Annotated in this window: 21 protein-coding genes; 9 read left to right on the forward strand and 12 right to left on the reverse strand. The window is 64.4% G+C overall.

Annotated elements, in window-relative coordinates; translation table 11 throughout:
• Positions 1-121: 121 nt before the first annotated feature.
• Both QDT69_RS18780 and QDT69_RS18785 read right to left on the reverse strand, forming a co-directional pair.
• Positions 122-1,075: a sugar-binding domain-containing protein gene (locus QDT69_RS18780; protein ID WP_279707967.1), complete on the reverse strand. Its 954-nt coding sequence runs from the start codon at positions 1,073-1,075 to the stop codon at positions 122-124.
• A gap of 9 nt (positions 1,076-1,084) precedes the next feature.
• Positions 1,085-1,750: an HAD family hydrolase gene (locus tag QDT69_RS18785; RefSeq protein ID WP_279707968.1), complete on the reverse strand. Its 666-nt coding sequence runs from the start codon at positions 1,748-1,750 to the stop codon at positions 1,085-1,087.
• Positions 1,751-1,864: 114 nt separating this feature from the next.
• On the opposite strand from QDT69_RS18785, the gene ybaL reads away from it, so the two are divergent.
• The gene (gene ybaL, locus QDT69_RS18790) at positions 1,865-3,598 is read left to right on the forward strand and encodes a YbaL family putative K(+) efflux transporter (protein ID WP_279707969.1); all 1,734 of its coding nucleotides are present in this window, start codon (positions 1,865-1,867) and stop codon (positions 3,596-3,598) included.
• Positions 3,599-3,669: 71 nt separating this feature from the next.
• Positions 3,670-3,903, forward strand: a complete 234-nt coding sequence (locus QDT69_RS18795; RefSeq protein WP_279707970.1) for a hypothetical protein — start codon at positions 3,670-3,672, stop codon at positions 3,901-3,903.
• Positions 3,904-3,908: 5 nt separating this feature from the next.
• On the opposite strand, the gene QDT69_RS18800 is transcribed toward QDT69_RS18795, so the two are convergent.
• From QDT69_RS18800 to QDT69_RS18820, 5 genes are all read right to left on the reverse strand, one after another.
• The gene (locus QDT69_RS18800) at positions 3,909-4,133 is read right to left on the reverse strand and encodes a hypothetical protein (protein ID WP_016843345.1); all 225 of its coding nucleotides are present in this window, start codon (positions 4,131-4,133) and stop codon (positions 3,909-3,911) included.
• A gap of 95 nt (positions 4,134-4,228) precedes the next feature.
• Positions 4,229-4,504: a chaperone modulator CbpM gene (locus QDT69_RS18805; protein ID WP_279707971.1), complete on the reverse strand. Its 276-nt coding sequence runs from the start codon at positions 4,502-4,504 to the stop codon at positions 4,229-4,231.
• Positions 4,501-5,403 (reverse strand): J domain-containing protein, encoded by a 903-nt coding sequence (locus QDT69_RS18810; RefSeq protein ID WP_279707972.1) that lies wholly within the window; start codon positions 5,401-5,403, stop codon positions 4,501-4,503. The genes QDT69_RS18805 and QDT69_RS18810 overlap by 4 nt, the downstream gene beginning before the upstream one ends.
• Before the next feature lie 122 nt (positions 5,404-5,525).
• Positions 5,526-5,708 carry a hypothetical protein gene (locus tag QDT69_RS18815; RefSeq protein ID WP_021081492.1) on the reverse strand — a complete coding sequence of 61 codons (183 nt, stop codon included), beginning with the start codon at positions 5,706-5,708 and terminating at the stop codon, positions 5,526-5,528.
• 86 nt (positions 5,709-5,794) lie between these two features.
• Positions 5,795-7,168, reverse strand: coding sequence for a hypothetical protein (locus QDT69_RS18820; RefSeq protein ID WP_279707973.1), 1,374 nt, complete (start codon positions 7,166-7,168; stop codon positions 5,795-5,797).
• A gap of 607 nt (positions 7,169-7,775) precedes the next feature.
• On the opposite strand from QDT69_RS18820, the gene clpB reads away from it, so the two are divergent.
• From clpB to QDT69_RS18845, 5 genes are all read left to right on the forward strand, one after another.
• Positions 7,776-10,388 carry an ATP-dependent chaperone ClpB gene (gene clpB, locus QDT69_RS18825; RefSeq protein WP_279707974.1) on the forward strand — a complete coding sequence of 871 codons (2,613 nt, stop codon included), beginning with the start codon at positions 7,776-7,778 and terminating at the stop codon, positions 10,386-10,388.
• 103 nt (positions 10,389-10,491) lie between these two features.
• A complete protein-coding gene (locus QDT69_RS18830; protein WP_279707975.1) occupies positions 10,492-10,746 on the forward strand; it encodes a DUF2171 domain-containing protein in 255 nt (84 codons plus the stop codon).
• 147 nt (positions 10,747-10,893) lie between these two features.
• Entirely contained in the window at positions 10,894-11,955 is a 1,062-nt protein-coding gene (locus QDT69_RS18835) for a Dyp-type peroxidase (protein WP_279707976.1), read from the forward strand.
• A complete protein-coding gene (locus QDT69_RS18840) occupies positions 11,948-12,763 on the forward strand; it encodes a family 1 encapsulin nanocompartment shell protein (RefSeq protein WP_279707977.1) in 816 nt (271 codons plus the stop codon). The genes QDT69_RS18835 and QDT69_RS18840 overlap by 8 nt, the downstream gene beginning before the upstream one ends.
• 80 nt (positions 12,764-12,843) lie before the next feature.
• Positions 12,844-13,035 (forward strand): hypothetical protein, encoded by a 192-nt coding sequence (locus QDT69_RS18845; protein WP_229186775.1) that lies wholly within the window; start codon positions 12,844-12,846, stop codon positions 13,033-13,035.
• A gap of 73 nt (positions 13,036-13,108) precedes the next feature.
• On the opposite strand, the gene QDT69_RS18850 is transcribed toward QDT69_RS18845, so the two are convergent.
• The 4 genes from QDT69_RS18850 to QDT69_RS18865 form a co-directional block, all read right to left on the reverse strand.
• Positions 13,109-14,395, reverse strand: a complete 1,287-nt coding sequence (locus tag QDT69_RS18850; protein ID WP_279707978.1) for an MFS transporter — start codon at positions 14,393-14,395, stop codon at positions 13,109-13,111.
• Between the two features lie 117 nt (positions 14,396-14,512).
• Complete coding sequence (locus QDT69_RS18855; RefSeq protein WP_279707979.1) at positions 14,513-15,586, reverse strand: cellulase family glycosylhydrolase; 1,074 nt, start codon at positions 15,584-15,586, stop codon at positions 14,513-14,515.
• A complete protein-coding gene (locus QDT69_RS18860) occupies positions 15,532-16,821 on the reverse strand; it encodes an O-antigen ligase family protein (protein WP_279707980.1) in 1,290 nt (429 codons plus the stop codon). The genes QDT69_RS18855 and QDT69_RS18860 overlap by 55 nt, the downstream gene beginning before the upstream one ends.
• 74 nt (positions 16,822-16,895) lie before the next feature.
• Complete coding sequence (locus QDT69_RS18865) at positions 16,896-17,708, reverse strand: WecB/TagA/CpsF family glycosyltransferase (protein WP_279707981.1); 813 nt, start codon at positions 17,706-17,708, stop codon at positions 16,896-16,898.
• A 519-nt stretch (positions 17,709-18,227) separates the two neighbouring features.
• On the opposite strand from QDT69_RS18865, the gene QDT69_RS18870 reads away from it, so the two are divergent.
• Positions 18,228-19,358: a GNAT family N-acetyltransferase gene (locus QDT69_RS18870; RefSeq protein ID WP_279707982.1), complete on the forward strand. Its 1,131-nt coding sequence runs from the start codon at positions 18,228-18,230 to the stop codon at positions 19,356-19,358.
• Between the two features lie 144 nt (positions 19,359-19,502).
• On the opposite strand, the gene QDT69_RS18875 is transcribed toward QDT69_RS18870, so the two are convergent.
• Complete coding sequence (locus tag QDT69_RS18875; protein ID WP_279707983.1) at positions 19,503-20,723, reverse strand: NAD(P)/FAD-dependent oxidoreductase; 1,221 nt, start codon at positions 20,721-20,723, stop codon at positions 19,503-19,505.
• A 494-nt stretch (positions 20,724-21,217) separates the two neighbouring features.
• On the opposite strand from QDT69_RS18875, the gene QDT69_RS18880 reads away from it, so the two are divergent.
• Positions 21,218-22,564, forward strand: a complete 1,347-nt coding sequence (locus QDT69_RS18880; RefSeq protein WP_279707984.1) for a polysaccharide biosynthesis C-terminal domain-containing protein — start codon at positions 21,218-21,220, stop codon at positions 22,562-22,564.
• Positions 22,565-22,609 lie beyond the last annotated feature (45 nt).

The raw sequence follows: 22,609 nt of genomic DNA on the forward strand, positions 1-22,609 counted from the left end.
AAGCAGAGGAATGCGTGGAGACTCCCCCTCACCCGGAATGCATCTGGCGATGCATTCCGACCTCTCCCCGCAGGCGGGGCGAGGTGAGCGTAGCGCGTGGCCCGATTCGATTATCTAACTCTTAGCGATCCAGCACCGCGCGGGCAGTCGCCTCATCGGTGATCAGGCCGTTGATCACCCGGCCCGCCAGTGCGGCCTTGATCGACGGCACCTTGGCGACGCCGACTGCGGCCGCGATCGTGGTCGAGACCGCGGGGATCTGCGGCGGAATGCTGGTCAGGCGCTTGTTGGTGCCGCCCTTGATCAGGCGGCCCTTGGCGTCATAGGCCCAGCCGGTCACCTCGCCGACCGCGCCGAGCCGCATCATCTCCAGCAGCTCCTCGCGAGTGACGAAGCCGTCGACATGGACCTGGGCTTTCTGGTCCATCTGGCCGATGCCGATCAGCCGCAGGTCCGCCTTGGCGGCGACCGCCCTCACCCGCGCGATCGGATCGATGCGCACCATGCGGTTGCGCTCGTCCTCGCTCGACATCAAAAACGGCAGCGGCATCGGGTAGTGGCGCGCGCCGGTGCGGTCGGCGAGCCGCCCCACCGTGTCGTAGAAGCTCGCCGAGCCGTCGGCGGAGATGTTGCCGACCAGCGAGACGATCTGGTGATCCGGCCGTTCGATCGGCGAGACCCGCTCGACCGCAGCGCGCACCGCGCGGCCGGTGCCGAGCGCCACGATGACCGGCGTCTCCGAGCGCAGCGTCGTCTCCAGCAGATTGGCGCTGCGTTCGGCGATGCCCGCATTCGACAGCGGCGCAGCCGGGTCTGACGGCACGACGTCGCAATGCACCAGATCGAACCGCGCCTTCAGCCGCGAGGCAAGCTCCATGCAGGCCGCAATCGGGTGTTCGAGGCGAAACGTGATCAGCCGTTCCGCGAGGCACAGCGAGACCAGGCGCTGCGCCGAGGCGCGCGACACTTGCAGCATTTTTGCAATTTCGTCCTGGGTGTGGCCCGCGATGAAATACAGCCAGCCGGCGCGCGCCGCATCGTCGAGGCGAGACTTTTCGTTGTCGGGCGCAGCCATCGTCCTGTGTCAGCCTTCCATCCAGAAATCATTCATCGCGGCGAAGATTCGATCCGCCCCGGCCTGCCGCAGCAGAGCACTGCCGTCCGCCAACCGATAGTGGGCGCCGCCGACAAATCCCCACACTTTCATGCCGGCCGCCTTCGCGGCCGTCACCCCGCTGACGCTGTCCTCGATGACGAGCGTGCGACGCGGCTCGACACCCATCGCACTTGCCGCATGCAGGAACAGATCCGGCGCCGGCTTGCCGTGCTTGACCATCTGCGCAGTGTAGAGCCGCGGTCCGAAGGACGCGGCAAGACCGGTCAGCTCCAGCGAGAACTTCACCCGCTCGAGATCGCTCGACGAGGCGACACAACACGGCAGGCGCAATTCCGCAAGCACTGCTGCGATGCCGGCGATCGGCTTGAGCCGGGCGCGGAAGGTCTCACGCACCTTTAGCGCCAGTGCGGGCAGGAACGTCGCCGGCAACGGCTTGCCCACGTCCCGGCAATAGTCGAGCAAGGCCGCGGTGCTGCGGCCAAGGAAAAGTTCGAGCGCCCGCTCGGTACTCATCTCGATGCCGATCTGAACCATCGCCTCGGCAAGACAGCGGCAGCTCAATTCCTCGCTGTCGACGAGCACGCCGTCGCAGTCGAAGATGACCAGATCGGTCTCGGGGAGCCGCGGATCCATCCCTGCATGAGATCATATGCTCACGCTATGAGCAATAGATCACGACTTTCGCGCGGAATGCCGCGCCTCAAATGGTCGCGGTGCACCGCCAACCATGCTGTGCGACAAGGCGAAATGCCGCATGACACACCTCTGATCGCGACCGTCGTCGCGGGTCTTGGACTCGCCTTCGTCTTCGGAACCATCGCCCAGCGCTTCCGGGTTCCGCCACTGGTCGGCTATCTGCTCGCAGGCGTCGCGGTCGGTCCGTTCACGCCCGGCTTCGTGGCCGATCAGGCGCTCGCCACCGAACTCGCCGAGCTCGGTATCATCCTGCTGATGTTCGGCGTCGGCCTGCATTTCTCGCTGAACGATCTGCTATCGGTGCGCGCGATCGCGGTGCCCGGTGCCATTGCGCAGATTGCGGTTGCGACACTGTTGGGCCTCGGCCTCGCATTGCTGATGGGCTGGACCGTCGGCGCCGGTCTGGTGTTCGGCCTCGCATTGTCAGTCGCGAGTACCGTCGTCTTGTTGCGCGCGCTGCAGGAGCGCCGCCTGATGGACACCGAACGCGGCAAGATCGCGGTCGGCTGGCTGATCGTCGAGGACCTCGCCATGGTGCTGGCGCTGGTGCTGTTCCCGGCGGTGGCGAGCTTCCAGGGCGGCGACGGCGCAGCGCTCGTCTCCGACCCGCTCGCCACCCGCTTCGGCCTCGGGCTGACCGGCGTGCTGGCGCTGACGCTGATCAAGATCGCGCTGTTCATCGCGCTGATGCTGGTGGTCGGACGCCGGCTGATCCCGTGGGTGCTGCATTACATCGCGCATACCGGCTCGCGCGAGCTGTTCCGCCTGACGGTGCTTGCGATCGCGCTCTGCATCGCGTTCGGCGCCACCAGGCTGTTCGGGGTTTCGCTCGCGCTCGGCGCCTTCTTCGCCGGGATGATGCTGCGGGAATCGCCGCTCAGCCAGCGCGCCGCGCAGGAGACGCTGCCGCTGCGCGACGCCTTCGCGGTGCTGTTCTTCGTCTCGGTCGGCATGCTGTTCGATCCGCTCAGCGTGGTGCGCGAACCCTGGCCGTTCGTCGCAACACTGTTCGTCATCGTGGTCGGCAAGTCGCTCGCCGCACTGCTGATCGTCGTGTTGTTCCGCCGCCCGATGGCGACCGCGCTGATGATCTCGGCGAGCCTCGCCCAGATCGGCGAATTCTCCTTCATCCTCGCCGAGCTCGGCGTCGCCCTCAACCTGTTGCCGAAGGCCGGCCGCGAGCTGATCCTGGCCGGCGCGATCTTCTCGATCATGCTCAACCCGCTGGTGTTCGCGGTGGTCGACTGGCTGACGGCGCGGCTCGAAAAGCCGGAGATCGCCTCGCCGGCCGCCGCGACATCAGAGCCGATCCCGGTCACGGATTTGCAGGACCACACCATCCTGGTCGGCTACGGCCGGGTCGGCAGCATCGTCGGCGACGCCCTGCATCAGCGCAACGCGCCGTTCCTCGCGGTCGAGGCGTCCGACGACATGGTCGCAAAACTCAAGCAGCGCGGCATCGAAGCCCTGATGGGCAATGCTGCGCGCGCCAGCGTGCTGCGCGCGACCAATCCGTCAGGTGCGCGATCGCTGGTGATCGCCATTCCCGAAGCATTCGAGGCCGGACAGATCGTCGAGCAGGCCCGGGCCGCGAATGCCGACATTCAGATCATCGCGCGGGCGCATTCCGACGCCGAGGTCGATCATCTGAAAGGGCTCGGGGCCGACATCGTGATCATGGGCGAGCGCGAGATCGCCCGCGGCATGATCGAGGAGCTCGACCGGCGACACGCAGCTGTGGCCACGCAACATGCGCGGGCGGCCAGGGAAGATTCCGCAGCCTGAGGTGCCGACGCACACCGGCCATGCGCGGTGATATCGGCGCCCTGCGATCACGCGATAGAAGGAGACAGGATATGGCGTTCAAGAGCCCGCACGTTTCGCTGGTGTCGTTCTCGATCGAGATCGGCGCCGAGGTCACGACCAATGTGATGCAGATCGAGACCGATTTGCATCTGAACCCGCGTCATCCGAGCTACGACGCCGCCGCAATCGAGCGGCTGGTGCGCGACGCGCAGACCTATCTCGCAGGGAATGCCGACCAGGTCACGCAAATCCGGTTGGTTTCCACCCGCAGCGGCCAAACCTGAGGAAGTCACCCGCCAAGGAATGCCGGCGCCAGATCTTCCTGCACGATGATGTTGGCGGCCTCCGTCGTCAGTTCGCTGCCGACCAGGTCGAGATTCTTCGCGGCCTCGAACAGCATCGAGCGGACGTCATCCGGCGTCAGCACGCCCTTGGCGATCAGCTTGCGCACCAGCGCCTGCAGGATGAGAACGTCGATCTCGCCATGGGCCAGCGGCGTCGGCTTGTCCGTCATGATCGTCTCCCCGGGTCTGAGGTTCGACTCAGACGAGCTTGTTGTTTGAGCATGATCTTTTCGGAAAACCGCTTCACACTTTTCCGGATCATGCTCTAGCGCGGCGGCGACGCGATATCCTTGTGCAATTCTTCGAACGCGCGGCGCAGGCCGTGCAGCTGGTCGACCAGATGCAGGATAACGTCGATCCCCTCGTCGTTGACGCCGAAATCGCCCTTCAGATCCCGGATCAGATGCGCACGCGCCAAGTCGGTGTCGGAGAAACTGACTTCGTGAGCGGTCTCTTCCGGAAGGAGCCATTGCTGCTCGATCCAGAACTCCAGGGTCTGCACCTCCAGACCCGCATCGATGAGGAATTGCTGCTTGTTCATGACGCACCATCCTCGCGGGGATTGAATCCCTTGCGATCCCAGTTAGAGACAAACGCCTCGAGTGCGGGATCGGGTCCCTTGGGCAGGACCACCTTGAGCTTGACGAATTCATCGCCATGGCCGCCGCCGACCTTGGGCGCGCCCTTGCCGCGCAAGCGCATTGTCGTGCCGGTGTTGGAGCCCTTCGGAACCGTCATGGTGACGGCGCCGGTCGGCGTGGGAACGTTGACCTTGCCGCCGAGCACGGCCTCGGACAGCGAGATCGGCAGTTCCAGCGAGATATCGTCACCGTCGCGGGTGAAGCGCGGATCGGGGCGCACCTCGACCTCGATCAGCGCGTCGCCGGGACCGCCCTTGCCGCTGCCGGGCATGCCCTTGCCGCGCAGGCGGATGATTTGTCCGTCGACGAGCCCCGGCGGGATCGTCACGTCGAGCGTGCCGCCATCAGGAAGCGTCAGCCGCTTGCTCGCGCCGGTGATCGATTCCGCGAAATCGATCACCAGGCTGTAATGCAGGTCGCGGCCGCGCCGGTTGGCGCGTGCCTGCTCGGTGCGCCGGAGCAGCTCAGCGAACGCGTCGTCCTGGTCCGTATAGTCGGCATAGCCGGAGCTGTCGGCATAGGGATGCCCCGCATCGGCGGTGGCGAAATCCCGGTAGTAGCGATGCTGCGGCCGCTCGGCGCCGCTGGCGTCGATCTCACCGGCGTCGAAGCGCTTGCGTTTGTCGGCATCGCTGAGCAGATCGTTCGCGGCAGCTACTTCCTTGAACTTGTCCTCGGCCGCCTTGTCGCCCGGATTGAGATCCGGGTGCAGCTTCTTCGCCAGCTTGCGATAGGCCTTCTGGATGTCGGCCGCAGACGCCGTCGGGGCAACGCCAAGGACCTCGTACGGATTTCTCACAACCTGCTCCGCAACACCGTGAGTGCACCTGCAATCATGAGGGCGCAAAAGCGGGCGATTTGCAAGTGCGCAGGCGCGCTGCCCGCGAACAGGCAACGCAGCATGTGCTCAGATCACGGGCGCTACGAGGTATGTCCGGGATCCAGATATTTCGGCATGTTCTTTTCCTGCTGCGGCGTCATCTTGGCGGTGTCCGGCTTGCCGGGCACGCCCCTCGGCCCGAGCAGGGCTCGCTGCATATCGTCCTCGCTCAGGCGCGGCTTGCCGTCGTCAAGCTGTCCGTCGCCACCGTGACTCTGTGCCATGACCGACCTCCCGTGATGATCGCTCGCGCGCGGGCAAGAAAGAGTGCGCGCTCCGCCGGAATGAGCCGGCGGAGCGCGATCTTACCTCAGTGTTGCTCCTGCCGCTTCTCCTCCGCAGGATGACCGGCGGGTGCGGCATGCGGCGGCGCCTGAACGTGCGGCGGCGCCTGGACGTGCGGCGGGGCCTGGACGTGCGGCTCCGGCCGGGCCGCCTGCTGCGGATGCGCCTCGGGCCTTGCTGCCTGCTCAGGCCGCGCGACCGGCTTCGCGGCCGGCTCGGGCCGCGGCTCCTCCCTGCGCACTTCCGGTGCGGCAGGCCGCGCTGCTTCCGTTGCAGGCCGCGGTTCGATCTTGGGCGCGGCGGCAGGTGCTGCGCGCTTCTCTTCGACCGCGGGCTTGTTCACCTCGGCGGGTGGATGCGCAGCAACGCCCTTCTCTGGGACGGGAAGCGCGTGAGACCCGGCAGGCGCCGGAGCGGCAGGATGCGGCTCGACCTTCGTCTCGGGCGTGGGAGCTGCGTGCTTCTCCTCGACCGCAGGCTTGTTCTCCTGCGCGCTCGGATGCGCCGCGGGAACTTCCTTCCCCGGGACCGGGAGCGCGTGAGAGGCAGGCGGTGCATTCGCGGTCGCAGGCGCGGGTGCAGCTGGAGTCCCAGGCCGCGCCGGCTCCCCGGCCGCCGGCTTTGCGGCGGTGGCAGGCACGGCCTCGCCGGCCGGACGTGCGCGGACCACGCCCGGTCCCTTCAACTCGCCGGGACGCGCGGTGGCGCCGACGGCGGGCACACCATTGTTGGCGCGCTTGAACAGGCTCGGATCCTGGCTTGCGGTCTCGACCTGCTTGCGCTGCAACGGCGTCGCCGCAAAATGCTGCTCCTTGGCGACCGCGCGATCGGCAGCAGTCGGGCGCGCTTCGACGCCGCCGGTGCCGCCATTGTAGCTGACGTTGTTGACGGTGGTCTGGCTGATCGTGACGTTCTTCTCGTAGACGTTGCTGATCTGCGCGCCCTGCAGATTGTTCACGGTGCGATTGTAGAAGAAGTTGCCGTGATCCCAGCGGCCGCCTTCATAGCCCGAACCGCCGTAGCCGAAACCGTAATTGATGCCGCCGTAGAAGCCGACGCGATCACCCCAATAGCCCTGATGGAAAATGAAGCCGCCGCCGAACGCGCCCCAGTAGCCGGGAGTCCACAGCAGCCCGACGCGTGGCGGCTGCACCCAGGTGCCCGGCACCCAGTAGTAATCGCCGCGATCATCGTCCCACGACCAATTGCCCGGCGACCACATGTAACCGGGCCCAGGCACCGGCGGCTGATCGTACGTCGGCAACGGCGGCGGCGGAGAGTCGACAGCAGAGACCGGCGCGCATGCCGCATCCTGTGCGATTGCTGGCACGGCGGAGACATAGAACAGCGCCGTGGCAATCGCTGCACACGACACGGTCGATAGAAGACGAGTGGTCATTGGGAGCCTCTTCGATGAGCACGAGCCCGTTAACGTGAGAGCCGGAACAAAAGTTCCGCGCATCGGCAATGCACCGACACACTTTCATCGCTAGCGCTTTGACCTTACACCAGCCTGAAACAGCTCGAAACACATCACGCAGTCATTCATCGCGGGTTCAGAGTGTGCAGTGACTCATCGTTGCGGGATTCAATGGAACATCGCGACGCTCGCCGGCATCATCGCGTGCACTCCACCACGCGCGCGATCATCGCTTTTTCGAAACGTGTCACGAATACGATTTTGGCGTTCGCACGATTGCAATGAATCGGACTCGCCGCGCTGCCGAGTTCGCCGAGACGGTCGGCCAGCCACCGTCGGCGCGATGCGCGGCGGCACATCCCGTAGCAGTACCTCCGGGTGAGTGCCAGCGGCCGCGCTCCGCGATTGACACACCCCTGAAACGACCACACGATGCGAGCCGCGGCAGCTTCAGGTCCGCGGTTTTCCGCCGGCGCAAATGCACTGGGCTGCCGCATGATGGATGTCATCGTTCCGCCATCTGTCGCCGGCGGCAATGCATGGCATACCTGATCTCGACGAGCCTGTGCCGCCTTGAGGTGCCACGATGAATATTGAAAAATATACCGATCGCGTCCGCGGCTTCATTCAGTCGGCACAATCGCTCGCAATGCGCGAGGGACACCAGCAATTCTCGACGCTCCACATCCTCAAGGTGCTGCTCGACGACCCCGAAGGACTCGCGGCTGGCTTGATCGACCGGGCCGGCGGCAACTCGCGCGCGATCCTCAAGGCCACCGAGGACGCGCTGGCGAAGGTGCCGAAGGTCAGCGGCGGCGGCTCCGGACAAATCTATCTGGCGCCGGAGACCGCGCGCGCCTTCGCCGCGGCGGAACAGGCCGCCGACAAGGCCGGCGACAGTTTTGTGTCCGTCGAACGCCTGCTGCAGGCCCTCGCCGCCGACAAGGACAGCGACGCCGGCAAGCTGCTTGCCAAGGGCGGCGTCAATCCGCAGAACCTGAATGCGGCGATCAACGCACTGCGCAAGGGCCGCACCGCCGACAGCGCATCGGCCGAGAATGCCTATGATGCACTGAAGAAATACGCCCGCGACCTCACCCAGGCGGCGCGTGACGGCAAGCTCGATCCGGTGATCGGCCGCGACGAGGAAATCCGCCGCACCATCCAGGTGCTGTCACGCCGCACCAAGAACAATCCCGTTTTGATCGGCGAGCCCGGCGTCGGCAAGACTGCGATCGTCGAGGGCCTGGCGCTGCGCATCGTCAATGGCGACGTGCCGGAAAGCCTGCAGGACAAAGCGCTGCTCGCGCTCGACCTCGGTGCGCTGATTGCCGGCGCAAAATATCGCGGCGAGTTCGAGGAGCGGCTCAAGGCCGTGCTGCAGGAGGTGACATCAGCCGAGGGCGGCATCATTCTGTTCATCGACGAGATGCACACGCTGATCGGCGCAGGCAAGGGCGACGGCGCGATGGATGCGTCCAACCTGTTGAAGCCTGCACTTGCCCGCGGCGAGCTGCATTGCATCGGCGCCACCACGCTCGACGAATATCGCAAGCATGTCGAGAAGGACCCGGCGCTGGCGCGGCGTTTCCAGCCGGTGTTCGTCTCGGAACCGACAGTCGAGGACACCATCTCGATCCTGCGCGGCCTCAAGGACAAATACGAGCAGCACCACGGCGTGCGTATCGCGGATTCGGCACTGGTCGCCGCCGCCACGCTGTCGAACCGCTACATCACCGACCGCTTCCTGCCCGACAAGGCCATCGACCTGATGGACGAGGCCGCGGCTCGGCTGAAGATGCAGGTCGATTCCAAACCTGAAGAGCTCGACTCGCTCGACCGCGAGATCATACGTCTCAAGATCGAGCAGGAGGCGCTGAAGAAGGAAACCGATCTCGGCTCCAAGAGCCGGCTGCAGACCCTCGAGAAGGATCTCGTCGATCTGGAAAAGAAGTCGGCAGACATGACATCGCGATGGCGCTCCGAGAAGAGCAAGCTCTCCGATGCGCAGAAGATGAAGGGCGAGCTCGAGCAATTACGCACCGAGCTTGCCAATGCGCAGCGCAAGGGCGAATTCCAGAAGGCGGGCGAACTGGCCTATGGCCGCATTCCCGAGCTCGAGAAGAAGCTTGCCGCGGTCGAGGCCAGCGAGACCTCGTCCGCCAGCGAGACCGTGACCGCCGACAATATCGCAGCTGTGGTGTCGCGCTGGACCGGCGTGCCGGTCGACAAGATGCTGGAGGGCGAGAAGGACAAGCTGCTGCGCATGGAGGAAATGCTCGGCAAGCGCGTCGTCGGCCAGGCCGAGGCCGTGCGTGCGGTGTCGACCGCGGTGCGCCGCGCTCGCGCCGGCCTGCAGGACCCCAACCGGCCGATCGGCTCGTTCATGTTCTTAGGGCCGACCGGCGTCGGCAAGACCGAGCTTGCAAAGGCGCTGGCCGAATATCTGTTCGACGACGAGACCGCAATGATCCGCCTCGACATGTCCGAATACATGGAGAAGCACTCGGTGTCGCGGCTGATCGGCGCGCCGCCCGGCTATGTCGGCTATGACGAGGGCGGCGCCCTGACCGAAGCGGTGCGGCGCCGGCCCTACCAGGTCGTGCTGTTCGACGAGATCGAGAAGGCGCACCCGGATGTCTTCAACGTGCTGCTGCAGGTGCTCGACGACGGCCGTCTCACCGACGGCCAGGGCCGTACCGTCGATTTCCGCAACACGTTGATCATCATGACCTCGAACATCGGCGCCGAATACCTCGTCAACCAGCCCGAGGGCCAGAGCACGAGCGCGGTGCGCGAGCAGGTGATGAACATGGTGCGGGCGCATTTCCGCCCGGAATTCCTCAACCGGATCGACGAGATCATCCTGTTCCACCGTCTGCAGAAGAGCGACATGGGCCGCATCGTCGAGATCCAGTTCGCGCGGCTGCGCAGGCTGCTCGAGGATCGCAAGATCGATCTCGAGCTCGACCCGAAGGCGCGCGACTGGCTGGCCGAGAAAGGTTGGGATCCAGCCTATGGCGCCCGACCGCTGAAGCGGGTGATCCAGCGCAGTGTGCAGGATCCGCTCGCCGAAATGATCCTTTCCGGTGACGTGCGCGACGGCTCGCAGGTCAAGCTCTCCGCGACCAAGGCCGGCCTCACCTTCAACGGCAAGAAGCCCGAGAACGCGGCGGCCGACGAATTCGAGCCGGTGTGAGGCAAGCCCCGGACTGCCGACGACGCGCTGTCATCGCCGCGTCGTCTGCCGGCATCATATGCAAACCGAATATGCAAGCTGACCTGCAACCAGGGAGAGCGCCATGACGCAGCAGAACATCAAGGACAACATGGAGGTCATCGGCGCCGACGGCGTGCATGTCGGCACCGTCGATCACGTCGAAGGCAACCGCATCAAGCTCAAGAAGAGCGAGAGCGACGGCTTCCACAAGGGCCACCACCATTATATCGAGCTCGGCTTCGTCGCCGGTGTCGAAGGCTCCAAGGTGCGGCTATCGGCCAACGCGGCGATTGCGGTGACTATCGAGGAGGAGAAGTCCGGCAAGCCGGTCGATTGACGCGGGTGCGTTTGTCCAAGAGTGAGCAATTCGAGCCCTTGTCAAGGTTCCGGTTGCGTGCTCCTCTGCCTTTGCCTGGACGTCGATCTGACGTCCAGCAGCTATGTTTTTGCCCTCGTGGAATAGCCGCCTACCAAGGAGACATGCGTGCCATCAGCCGTTCCGCAACCGGTCGCTGCGAAGCTGACGCGCGCGGCCATCTTCCTTGCGGTCACGATCAAGCCAAATCCCGAATACGATACCGTGGTGCGGTCGCTCTGCGCCGATGTGGCCGCGCTGGTGCGCGCCGTGGGCTTCCGCGATCTCGAAGGCAGGCTGTCCTGCGTCATGGGCATCGGCTCCGATGCGTGGGACCGGCTGTTCGGGGCGCCGAAGCCGCAAGGCTTGCACCCGTTCCGCGAGATCAACGGCGTTCACCATGCGGTCGCAACACCGGGGGACCTCTTGTTTCACATCCGCGCCGTGCCGATGGATCTGTGCTTCGAGCTGGCGACGCAGATCATGTCACGGCTCGGCGATGCCGTTGCCACCTCGGACGAGGTGCATGGCTTCAAATATTTCGACGAGCGCGACCTGCTCGGCTTTGTCGACGGCACGGAGAACCCGCAGGATCAGGCGGCGCTGGAGGCCACGATCATCGGCGACGAGGACGCGGCGTTCGCCGGCGGCAGCTATGTGATCGTGCAGAAATACCTGCACGACCTGAAGAAGTGGAACGAACTGCCGGTCGAGATGCAGGAGAAAATCATCGGCCGCACCAAGCTGTCCGACATCGAGCTCGACGATGCGGTGAAGCCGAGCTACGCGCACAACGCCCTGACGACCATCGTCGAGAACGGCGAAGAGCTCGATATCGTTCGCGACAACATGCCGTTCGGCAGCGTCAGCAAAGGCGAGTTCGGCACCTATTTCATCGGCTATGCAAAATCCCCGCACCGGATCGAGCAGATGCTGGAGAACATGTTCGTCGGCAAGCCGCCGGGCAATTACGACCGCCTGCTCGACTTCAGCCGCGCCGTGACCGGCACGCTGTACTTCGTCCCGTCGGCGACCTTCCTGGAGGACGTCACCAGCGAGGCGCCCGCAGCCGCGCCCGCTGAACCGTCCCTGGATGACGCCGGAGCTGACGAGACATCTGCACCAGGAATACCGCCGTCCGACGGCTCGCTCGGGATCGGCTCGCTGAAAGGAGACGCTGGACATGAATAATCTTCATCGGGGACTCGCCCCCATCTCAGACGCGGCATGGGCCCAGATCGAAGAGGAAGCCTCGCGCACGTTGAAGCGCCATCTAGCGGCGCGCCGTGTCGTCGACGTCGACGGTCCGAAGGGAACGGATTTCTCCGCGGTCGGCACCGGCCACCTGAAGAAGATTGCGACGCCCGGCGACGGGGTCGAGGCGACGCAGCGCGAGGTTCGCGCGCTGGTCGAGCTGCGCGTGCCGTTCGAGCTGTCGCGTCAGGCGATCGACGATGTCGAGCGCGGCGCCAATGATTCCGACTGGGATCCGCTCAAGCAGGCGGCGCGGAAGATCGCCTTCGCCGAGGATCGCGCGGTGTTCGATGGCTACACCGCCGCCGGAATTCAGGGCATCCGTCAGGGCACCAGCAACCCGGTGCTGACGCTGCCGTCGAGCGTCAAGAATTACCCCACCGTGGTCGCGCAGGCGGTCAGCCAGTTGCGGCTCGCCGGCGTCAACGGCCCCTACACGCTCCTGCTCGGCACCGAGCCCTACACCGCGATCGGCGGCGCGACCGACGACGGCTATCCGGTGCTGCAGCACATCCAGCGCCTGATCGACGGCAAGATCATCTGGGCTCCCGCGATCGCGGGCGGCGTCCTGCTCACCACCCGCGGCGGCGATTTCCAGCTCTCGATCGGCCAGGACCTGTCGATCGGCTATCTCAGCCACTCTGCGACCTCGGTCCAGCTCTATTTCCAGGAGACCATCACGTTCCTGATGCTGACGAGCGAAGCGTCGGTGGTGCTGGCGCCGGAGGCGGAGAAACCGGCCTAGCCCCGTCGGCGTTCACTCTTCCGGGAAGCTGCGGCCGTTGCCGGAGCTTCCGCTAAACTTCAACGGAGAGGAGGCGCGCAATGGACTACGATCTCTACATCAACCCGAAGAAGGCGTCGGTTGGCCTCTATGTCCGCAAGGGCGCCGGCCTTCCCGATCTCGCTGATGCCAAGGACTGGGTGTTCGACGGCACCTTCGGTCAGGCCAATCTGCCGGCGCAGTTCGTGAAGGAGATCGAGGCCAACGGCCACGCCTTCCGCGACATGGATTGAGCGCGGTTGGCCGGCGCTTTGTTCTGACGCGTTTTCTTCACGCGAACCGGTATCCACTTCGCTCGAAAACGCTCTACTTCTCGCCGACCTTCACCGGGGCAGTCTCGGGCATCAGACTCATCGCCACGATGCCGACCGCCGCCGCGAGCAAGAGATACCAGGACGGCGCCAGCGGATCTCCGGTCACATGCAGCAGCCACGTGACCACGAGTTGCGCGGTGCCGCCGAAGGTCGCGATCGCGACCGCGTAGATCGTCGCGAACACGCCGCCGCGAATGTTCTGCGGTAGCGCCTCGGTGAAGGCGGCATAGAACGCCGTGAACGGCAGCGAGCCGATGAACGACAGGATGCCGAAGCCGAACAGCAGCGACCACGCGCCGGGGTCGCTGACGATCCACAGGAAGGCCGGATAGGTCAGCACCAGCACGACCAGCTGCGGCCAGATCATGATCGGCTTGCGGCCAAGCCGGTCGGCGAGCCAGCCGCCCAGCACCGCGCCGATGATCTGAAGCCCGTTGCTCACCAGCGACACGGTGAACGCGAGCGACGGCGACACGTGCAGCGTGTTCTTGGCGTAGGTCGTCATGTATTGCGTCACATAGGTCGAGATCGTGCCGCTGGCCAGGATCATCACCGCCAGCACGATCACGCGAAGGTGCCGGCGCGCCAGCGCGAGATGGCTTGAGCTTTCGACCTGCCCTGCAACGTGCTCGCCATGCGAGACCGTCTCCGGCAGGGTGCGGCGCATCCAGATGCCGAACGGCAGGCAGACCGCCCCGAGCAGGAATGCGACGCGCCATCCGTAAGCCTGCAGCATGTCGGGCGCCATCGTGCTGCTCAGGATGACGCCGACGAGGGCGCCGACGGTCGCCGCGATCTCCTGGCTCGCAGGCTGCCATGCCACCACCAGGCCGCGATTCCTCGGCGCGGCGATCTCGATGAGATAGGCCGTGGTCGGCCCGACCTCGCCGCCGAGCGCAAATCCCTGCACCATCCGCGCCAGGATCACGATGACAGGCGCCACGATGCCGATGGCGGCATAGGACGGCGTCAGCGCGATGGTCAGGATCGCGCCACCCATCAGCGCGAAGCTCAGCAGCATCGCCGGCCGCCGGCCGACCCGGTCGGAGAAGATGCCGAGCACGATGCCGCCAATGGGGCGCGTCAGGAAACCGGCGCCGAAGGTCGCAAGCGACAGCATCAGGCTGCCGTACTCGCTTTGCGCGGGAAAGAACGTGTGCCCGATCTCGGTGGCAAAGAAGCTGTAGGTGATGAAGTCGTAGAACTCCAGCATGTTGCCGATGGTCGCGGCAAAGGCTGCGCGCTTGACATCGAATTCCCTGCTCGCAATCTCGGGCAACGCTCTCGGTTCCTTGTCTGGCTGTCCGGAGCGAGTATGATTCCTCCGATCATGTTAGGCAAGGCAACGCTTGGACAGGGCTGGCACGCCGGACGAATACGGCGCGAGTGACAAGCCTCAGCGGGCCGGAGCAATGATCGCGCGGAGGATATCTTCCTTCCAGCGCTGCCGCGCGCCGTCGAAGGCTGCGAAATCGTGATCGAACTGCCAATAGGCCCACGCCCAGCCGTTCCGTTCCGCGCTCCTCGTCATGAACGACAGGTACCTCGCCCGGCTCTCCGCCGGCGCGCGCTCATAGACGCCGAACTCGCCGAGATAGATCGGGCGCTTCTCCTTCTCCGCCCAGGCGCGGATCTTGTCGAAATCGGCAGCGGCCTTGGCTTCATCCTCCGCAGAACCCCAGTTCAACGGGCCGATCTTCGAGAACGTCGCCGACCACGGCGCGCCTTGATGGGTGAATTGCAGCGGCAGGTAATAGTGGAACGTGACGATGAGATTCCTGTCAGCCGCCGGCAACGCCAGCGCGTCGATCGGCAGCTCCTCGGTGTTCAGGATGGCGGTCACGACATTGCGCTTCGGATTGGTGCCCCTGACGATCGCCAGGCATTCACCGAGCAGCGCATTCCACTCGGCCGATGTCATGTTCCCGCCGGGCTCGTTCAGGATCTCGAACACCAGCGCCGGATATTTGCCCGCGTAGCGCGACGCGATCTGACGCCAGAACGCCTTGAGCTTGGCGGTGCATTCCGCCACGTCGCGCTGGCAGAGATCGGTGTCGTGCTCATCGAGGATCGGGATCAGCCTGTGGGCCAGGACCTGCTCGATCACGGCATCGAGGCGCCGCAACACGGCTTCATCCAGCATGTTGCCGGAATCCATGTGCCTGAAGCCGAAGAAGTTGATCCGGACATGTGCGAAGCCGGCCTTGCGGATGGCGGCGAGATTCTCCAGACGGAACGGCGCGTTCTGGTAACCTTCCCAGACGCCGTCATAGCCGAGAATATTGATGCCGCGCCCCAGCGCCGCGACGTCCGGCGACGCCGCCTGCCCGGCCGCCCCCGCGGGCGAGATCAGCGCGGCGGACAGCGCTGCCGCCAGCAGCAGGTGGATGGCTCCTTGAAGCAATCGAACCGCCCTCATGGCCGCTCCAACTCGCACAGCTGCACGCGCGACGACGGCACCGACCGGCACACGGCGAGGAAGAAACCGATCAACAGCACCGATGTGAACATCGTCGAGCGAAGGAAGACCGTCTCGGTAAAGTTGGTCTGGCAGTTGAGGAAGACGAACCCGATGATCAGCGCACAATGCAGGCGGTCGATCGCGCGTCCCGCGATCAGGCAGAGCACCTTGTAGGAAAACAGAAAGACGCTCGCCGTGAACAGGAAGTAACCAATGAACCCGGTCTCGACCAGAATGGCGATATAGCCGTTATGATAGTTGTCGAGCACCCAGCCGTGGTTCTGGTTGAAATAGTCGTAGATCTCAGGCTTGGTCCAGAACCCGTTGATGCCAAATCCGAACAGCGGCGCATCGTCGAAATGGCTGATGGCGTACTGCCAGATGTAGGTCCGCTCGGTGAGATTGATCGCCGTGTCGAAGACATGGATCGAATCGTAGCCGGTCGTGTAGAAGTACAGCATCAGCAATGCGGCCACGATGCACATCGCGCATGGCAGCATCGCGTAGACCTGCATGCACCTCACCGACCACAGCGAGGTCAGCAGCAGCGCGCAGGCGACCAGCGACAAGGCGCCGGCGCCGCGCGACTCCGAAAAGATCACGCAGGTCGAAGCGAGCACGAAGGTCACGAGAAACGGCAGCCATCCCTGTCCGGTTACCTTCCGATAGCAGGCGAAGAACATCAGATAGGCCCCGGCGAAGCCCAGCGTCTGCTTCGATTCGAAGACGCCCTGCCATTGCCCATTGTGCATCCAGGTCTGGTCCACGCCGATGTCCGGGAGGATCACCGCACAAAGCGCCGAGCCTGCGATCAGGACGAAGAGGCCGCGGGTGGTCGACTTCACGATGTCGTCGAGGTCGGCGCGGGTGACCATGCAGAACGCGCCGAGCATCGTGATCGCGAGCGCGGCGGCCTTCATCAGGGCGGAGACGCCCAGATCGGTCCAGAACACCGAAATCGTTGCGAACGCATAGAATGCGACGATCACCAGCGTGTCGAGATTGAAGGCGAGCCGCAGGCGGGGACGGATGAACAGGCTCGCATAGATCAGCACGCCCCACATCGCGAGGGCGACGACCTGCTGCACCAACGTCACCCCGGCTGGAAGCAGCGCGGGGTGGAACGTTCCCATCGACACGATCACGTTGATGGTGATCGACCAGTTGACGATAGTTCGCGCGAACTTTTCCGCTTCAATGCCCGGCGCCTGCCAGACCGAGCTATCGAGCGCTCGTCCGTCCATATCAGTTGTACTCCGCTCACTGAAGAGCTCGCCGCTCCGGTGGATCGGAGCGGCACATTGCACGCTGTAGAAATCTAGTCCCTGGTCGACGAGGACCGGGTCCGGTTGAACAGCAGATAGAGGGCGTGGGGATTGGTCGTCAGATAGCGCCAGAACAGCCGGCGCGGCTCGAGCCAGAGACGCCAGGCCCATTCGAGCCCGACGATCTGCATCCATCGCGGCGCACGCGGCCGCGAGCCGGACAGGAAGTTGAACAATCCACCCGAAGTCTTGATGACGCCGACATTACCAAGCCGTGAGATGAATTCGTCGACGAAGGCCTGCTCGTAGGGCACGCCGAGAGCGACCCAGAGAAAGTCCGGTGCCAGCGCATTGATCTCGTCCACCTTGGCCCGCAGCGCGTCTCCACGCAGATAGCCGTGCGAATGGCCGACGATCTTGAGGGCCGGATAGGCCCGGCGGACATTGGCGATCGCCGCCTTGTTCTCGGCTTCGTTGGCGCCGAACAGATAGAAGGTCAGCCCGAGTTCTTCCGCCTTGCATGCGACGTCATGGAATAGATCTGTGGTCGCGACGCGCTCGGGCAGCGGGTTCGGCGAGCGGAGCTTCGACACCATGACCAGCGGCTGACCATCGGCATTGATCAGGTCGGCTGCCCGAAACAGCCGATCGGTCATCGGCTCTGTCGAGCAGCGCGACAATACTTCTCCGTTGGCCGAGGTCAGATAGAGCGGACGATTGGCGCGCCGGTTGGGGTACACCGCCTCGATCATGAAGTCGGCGGTCTGCTCACGATCGAGCACGGCGAGACGCAGCCCACCGATGGTTTCGCGCTGGACGCCGGCAGTCGCGGCCCTGCCAACAGGGTTGGCCCGACGCTCCCGCATGCCGTTCGGCAGGGACGACCGGTTCGGCACATCCTTCGCGTGCGCCGGCTGCTCACCACGCGAAGTGTCGCAAATTCGGACAGGCGGAACAGCGATATCTGAATCGAGACTCTGGGTCCCCTCGCGATCGGCGCGCGCAGACGAAATTGCATCGGAAATGCGGGCGTTTTGGCTATGACTCAACATTTCAGCAGGGGCTCCAGTGCTTACATGCCCTTAACTGCAATATCCGGTCCAGACAACGCGCGATGTCTCGTCGCACCCTCGATGAGTCGAGGCAGCAAAAGAGGTCGTTAACCATGCTCGCTTCACACGGCGCGCCAATCCTGCGCCGACAGCAAGCACCGGTCGGTTCAGCCACAGCGGCGCTTGACCAGAAACAATATGCAAAGGTCGACGCGCGACATTAATACAAAAATACAAATCGTATTCTACCAGTGCGCGCCGTCATCGGCCTTTGCTATAAGGACGAGAGGCCGCTCGATCGGCGTCTTGAAAACTCGTTTGTTTTGGTTTCACATGAACAAGAATGATGACGCGTTCGATGTCTGCATCGACGACACATTCGATTTCCTGTCTGAAGAATACGCGACATTGTTCGAAGGCTCGGACGCGACCGCCTTCCAACATCCGCTATGGCTGGACAGCCTCTATCGCAAGCTCGCTCCCGCCGCGGCAGCGAAGCCTTTGGTCGTCGTCGTCCGCTCGCGCGCAACCGGTGCGCTGGCGGCAGTGCTCCCGATGCTGCGCGTGCGACGCGGGCCGATGCGGACGATCGAATTCGCCGACCTTCGTGTGTCCGACTACCTGGCGCCGGTGTGCAGCATCAAGACATTTGCCGAATTGCTCCAGGACGGACCCACCTGCCAGAAGCTCCGGCAACTGCTCCGGCCATTCGACCTGCTGCGCATACCCAAGCTGCTCGATGCAAAGATGCCGATCGAGAATCTGTTCGGAGCGCCGCATCGCAGCCTGATGGATACCAATGCCTACGCGACGGTGCTGGCCGCGCCGTTCGAGCAATGGCAGCTCAACGCATTGGGCAAGTCTTATGTGAAGGAGCTGGCAAAGAAATGGCGCCAGATCCACAAGAAGGGTACACTCACCTTCTCATGCTGCAGCGACGCCGCTTCCGTCGGCGAGGCCATGGACACGATGCGGAAGTTTCGCGGTCCGCGCTTCCATGCCCACGGTGACGGCGACCTGCTGCAGCGTCCGGCGTATTTCGATTTCTATTCGAGCGTGGCGCTTCGCGGCATGGGCTCCTTTACCCGGCTCTATGCCATGAAGATGGACGGCAACGTGATCGCGACCGCCCTTGGGCTGGTCCACCGCGACAGCTTCCTCGTCGTCATGACGGCGTTCGATGTCGAGGGGTACAAGAGCCAGTCGATCGGCGCGCTGACGTTCGAGAGCGTCGCCAAGGATTGCATCGAACGCGGCGGCCGGGTGCTGGATTTCACCATCGGCGACGAACCCTACAAGATGCAGTTCGGCGGTCAGCCCACGCCGATGTCGGGCGTGACGCAGGCCGGTAGCGCCGCCGGCTCGCTGGCATTGTTTGCCCTGAAGCAGGCGCCCTGGATCAAGCAGGCCGCCAAGCGCGTCACCGACCTCAGGCCGATCCGCACCTCGACCGGCACGCGCTAAAGCGCGATGGATTCGCGTTGAACCATCACCGCGCTTCAATGGTTTGAGCAGGAGCTTGGGCCAGACGCCGCGCGTTTGCCGCGAGCGAAACCCGCTTCGCACTTTCGGATGATGCGATGGAGCCGCGGGAAGCGGCTCTCGCCGTTAACGGAGCGCGCTGCGAACGCGCATCACCCATCCCGGATGAATCCGGTCCACCTGATGCGTGATCATGCGGCGCAAGAAGTGCAGCTGCCGCTGCAGCGTCCAGCGCACATCTGTGTTCGAGGTCAAGGCCTCCCGGTAGCGCGCCAGTTGCAGCGAGTGGCGGTCTGCGGCGAGCTTGTCCTGATCGGAATAGAACTGCTCGATCTTCTCCGTGCCCATGCCGACGGTCTCGAGCCAGCGCGGCACATATTCGGTGCAAAGCCGCTCGACATCCACCAGCAGGCGGCTCACGCCGGTGCCGGCCGCAGGACAATTGGTCTGGAACGCATCGCCGATCAGCACGATGCCTGGCTGCAGATGGCCCTCGGTCACCGACAGGTCCATGACCCAGTTGTGCACCTGGCCGACGATCTCGAAATCACCGAGATAACGTTCAAGTCCCGGCATCAGGCGAAACAGCGTCCGTTTGGTGTCGCGGCGCAGCCCGCGCATGATCGGATCGGTCGGATCGCGGAACATGAACAGGTTCGCCCGCATGCCGCCCGACATCGGAAACAGGCTGAGATAGTCGACGCCGTCAGCCGCCTCCTTGCCGTAGCAGGTCAGCGCGTCGAAGCCGAAGGGCGCGTTATCCGGCCGCGCGATCGTGAAGCCGAACGTGACCGAGTGCCGCGCGGCAATCATCTGCCGGCGCATTCCCAGAGTGTAGCCAAGCGCGCTCGCCATGCCGGTCGCCAGAATGACCAGGCGCGAGACGACGCGCTTCCCGGAGGCCAGCGTCAGTTGCTGGCGATCTTCGCTGCAGCTGACATTGGTCACCTGGTCGAGCAGGAAGCTCGATGGTTCAGGCATCAGGCCGCGCGCCATGTTGACGAGGTCTGCATAGGAAACGCCATAGGATCGCCCGACGCCGATATCGACCAGTCTGCCGCCCCTGATGTTGAGCACCCGGTCATAGGACGAGGAGACTGCCTCGACGTCGCCGAGAAAGCCGAGGCGGCGGAAGATATCGATCTGCCGTCCGGCAACCTTTTCGACGCGGAATTCATCCGGCGGGATCATGCGCTTGTCGATCAGGACGACCCGATACCCGGCCCGGACCAGCACAGCTCTCGCGAGCGAGCCAGCCAAACCGGCACCAACGATGGCAACATCCGTTTCGATAATGTCAGCCTCGCAAACCGCGATCGGCTGGGTCGTGCTTTCCTCGGCAATCATCTTTGTCCGCTCCGACGGCTAATTGGCCACCGAACTGCAATTTCCTTGCCCGCCCTTCCGCCGCGCCGAGCGAGCAGGACGAGTTCCGCTATTGAGGTTAATGAACGGTCTCGATGGCGATGAACGGGTTCCCGGCATATGGCTTGCAGCAAAAGCGGCCATGAAACTGATCCCTTGGAGGCTCCGCAGCAGGCAGGCGGGACCATTGCCTGGCCGTGGAGCTTCGACGGGCGCCGCTCGCGCGCTAACGCGGCCTCAACCAGCACGGCTCACGCTGCTGGCGATGTGGTGGAGTGCGACCCGACCTGCGCCGTTTGGAGACAGCAGAGGACGACGGCGTTCCAGAATGGAGCAGCGCGACATATTGGCCGGGTGCACGACTGTCTGGCGCGCAGGCCGCCGGAGGGAACGGAATCTTAGCAACAGAACATTAACACTCCTGGCTTCACCGATTGCTACGGTCCGCAGCCTGACAGGATATTGAGACGTCTCTGGTGATTGCCTCTGTGCTCCAAATGTTTCGGCGCGATGTCACGCGCGGCGTTGCCGGGACCATCCTCCTCAAGGTCGGCAGCGGCGGGCTTGCGTTCGCCTTGTTCTCGCTGGCCGCGCGGGCGATGACGCCCGACGCGTTCGGCGACTTCGCGACCCTGCTCTCCATCGCCCAGATCGCCTCGGTCGTGGGCCTTGCCGGCCAGGAGCTGCTCCTGGTTCGCTTCCTCAATGAATATGAGGTGCGCGGTCAGACCGAGTTCACCAAGGGTGTGCTGCTGTCGAGCCTGAGGAATTCGGCGATCGGGATGCTGATCTCGATCGCCGCGATCGCCGCGGTGGCAACCCTTCGCGGCGAGTGGTGGCTGCTTATCCTCTCGGTGTCGGCGTTCACCGCGGTCAATGCCGGGCTCATGCTCGGCAGCCAGATCGCGCGATCCCTGGTCAGCATCCTGATGGGCGAAGGCAATCGCGAGTTCTTCTGGCGCGTTGCCGTTGTCCTGGTCCTGAGCGCGGTGCTGTTCGGCCACCGCCAGCTCACCCCTGCCGAGCTGTTCACCGCGATGAGCGTCGCGATGGCACTCGGGCTGGTCGTGCAGATCGTGTCGATCATGCGCGTGCTGCCGAACCTGCGCTCGGTCACCGCGCGCTTCGAGACCTCGCGCTGGAATCGCAGCGCGTTCCGCTTCTGGCTCGCATCCATTCTCGAAGCGGCGAACCAGTATTTCGACGTCATCCTGGTCTACTGGATGCTGGATCCGGCGACCGCAGGCGTCTATTTCGCCGCCTCGCGCCTCGCGAACATCTTCGCGATGCTGTCGGCTGCGCTCTATACGTTCGGCGCGCGTCGGCTGCCGTCGCTGTATTTCAGCAAGAACCACCGCGAGCTCGAACATACGCTGAAGCTGATGGCCGAGGTGACCGCGCTCTGCGTGCTCAGCGGGCTCGTCATCGTCTGGGTCGGCGCTCCCTATCTTCTCGGCCTGTTCGGACCGCATTTCACCGCGCAGCAATGGGTGTTGATCGTGCTCGCGATCGGGACCGCGTTCCAGGCGGCCGGCGGGCCGTCCGCCGCGGTCCTGCAGCTGACGGGGCATGAGCGCGATTACGTTCCGGTGGTCGCCGCCAACGTGGCGTTGCGACTGCTGGGGTTCGTCGTGCTGATCCCCTGGCTCGGCGTGCTCGGCGCCGCGATCTCGGCGACGGCTTCTCTTGTCATCGCCACCATCGCGCTCAACGTGCTGTGCCGCCGCCGGACTGGTGTCGACCCGTCAGTTCTGGTGCTGTCGCATCTATCGTCGTCGAAGGGCAGCGCCTACACCGTCCGCGTTGCGGATAGCAACGACTAGAGTTGAATCGGCTTGACGCGCTCTCGGTTCACCTCTCCCCAAGGG

It is taken from the genome of Bradyrhizobium sp. CER78 (assembly GCF_029846235.1).
Taxonomy (GTDB): domain Bacteria; phylum Pseudomonadota; class Alphaproteobacteria; order Rhizobiales; family Xanthobacteraceae; genus Bradyrhizobium.